Origin of the sequence: Aeromonas sp. HMWF017 (assembly GCF_003061465.1) — a bacterium.
In the GTDB taxonomy this organism is placed as follows: domain Bacteria; phylum Pseudomonadota; class Gammaproteobacteria; order Enterobacterales; family Aeromonadaceae; genus Aeromonas; species Aeromonas veronii.
Map to the genome: position 1 here is coordinate 1 of NZ_QAJD01000072.1, position 1931 is coordinate 1931.

Sequence of the window (1931 nt, forward strand, 5' to 3'; positions counted from 1 at the left end):
TCCTGTGCCCGGTCAGTGCGATTTGTTGAGCCAGCGCAAAAAATCAGTCATTACTGACACTTACGCCACTTTTTGACTAGTGCGACCAGATTCAATTGGCTTAACATAGCCATCCGGTACCTATTGCTGCGATGGGTTGCTGCCTTCGCTGGTAAATTGAGCATATTGGAAGCTGTAATCCACGGGCGGTAGCGTGTTTTTTTTCAAATTTAAGATGACTAATATTTGCTCGCTCGATAGCTCCACCAAATTAATTATGTTTAATAAAATTTGATCTCATATAGTTGATAGCTGAGGCTTTAAAACTGATTAAAAAACCTTAACTACATTAACCTAATTCTAATTGCTCCCCAAGTGAATTTATAGGACTAAAAATCTTGGCAAAACCAAAAGAAATAAAAAGTATTTCAGATTTGATTCGTCATCTTAAAAGAGATATCACGGACGAGTGGGGGCCAATATGGTATAGAGGTCAAGAAAACATAGCGTGGAAATTATTGTCAAGTTACGATCGCTTGGCTAACCCCCCAACAGAAATTGCACTTGTAAATAAATTCAGACAGAATGCTAGTTTTTTGATGGATAAAAAATCTCCATCAAATGACTTCGAATGGTTATTTATGATGCAGCACTACGGTGTTCCCACCAGATTACTTGACTGGACAGAAAACCCCCTTATCTCATTGTATTTCGCTGTCAATGGTGAAGACAGCTCAGATGGTATATTATGGGTGTTATCGCCCCATAGCTTAAACTCAAACACTAATGGTGAAAAATATATACCTGCTTTTGAAGAAAATGAGTACCTTGGAAGCTACACAACAGAAAAATACGACAAAGGAAAAGATAAAGGTATTTTACCCATTGCGGCCATTGCGACCAGAAATAACTCACGCATACAAGCTCAAATGGGTGTTTTCACTATCAGCCATTGGGATAAAACACCTCTAGACAAGATCGGAGATAAAAAACATATAACTCACTATGTGATTCCAAGTAGTGCGAAACCTAGTTTAAGAGAAGAACTATCGATACTTGGTGTTACAAAATTCTCTGTATTCCCCGAGCTACAATCAATTGGGGACATGATAAAGAAGGAATTGTCATGAGCTATATTGACCCTCATTTCATGGAACACTCCACTGTTTTTAGTATTTATTCAGAAAGAGATGCAATTCTTGTAAACCCAGATTATCAACGCAATGGCGATGTGTGGACTCTAGAAAAAAAACAACTACTGATAGACTCCATAATTAATAGGTACGATATTCCAAAAATTTACTTCCATAAATTTGATAGAAGTGAAGCCAGAAAGACTGGATATGAGTATGCAATTATAGATGGACGACAGCGGTTAGAAGCAATATGGCAATTTATTGATGGTAAGTTTGCACTTAGAGAAGACATTACATACCTTCGAGATCCATCAATCAGTATTGGTGGATTAACATACAATGACTTAAGTAGTAAGTACTCAAAAATAAAAAATAGGTTTGATTCAACAAATCTCCCCATTGTTGTTATTGAGACAGATGATATTGAATTAATTGAAGATATGTTTAGCCGTTTAAATGAAGCCTCCCCATTAAATGCCGCAGAAAAAAGAAATGCGTATGGAGGTGACGTTGTTGCAGCCATAAACAAAATAGCTAAAAAAGATTTCTTCAAACAGAAAGTTAAATTCAGCGACAAGAGATATCAGCATAAAGAGGTGGCTGTACGTCTTCTCTTCTTGCAACATTGTTTAGAGTCCATGCCTCGTTTATATGATACTAAAAAAGTATATCTTGATAGATTTGCTAAAGATTTTAAAGATTCAGACAAATCATATGTAGATAAAATTCTAAATAAATGTAATGATACGTTATCAAGCTTAGAGAGTATCTTTATCGACAATGACCCATTATTATCATCTCAATCAGTAATCCCTG

At 36.1% G+C, this 1931-nt stretch carries 2 protein-coding genes; both read left to right on the forward strand.

The features are described from left to right. The first annotated feature begins 377 nt into the window (after positions 1 to 377). Positions 378 to 1109 (forward strand): FRG domain-containing protein, encoded by a 732-nt coding sequence (locus DBR30_RS07395; protein WP_181363511.1) that lies wholly within the window; start codon positions 378 to 380, stop codon positions 1107 to 1109. Continuing rightward, the coding region (locus DBR30_RS07400; protein ID WP_108588269.1) for a DUF262 domain-containing protein at positions 1106 to 1931 on the forward strand (826 nt) is incomplete at its 3' end. The genes DBR30_RS07395 and DBR30_RS07400, both read left to right, overlap by 4 nt.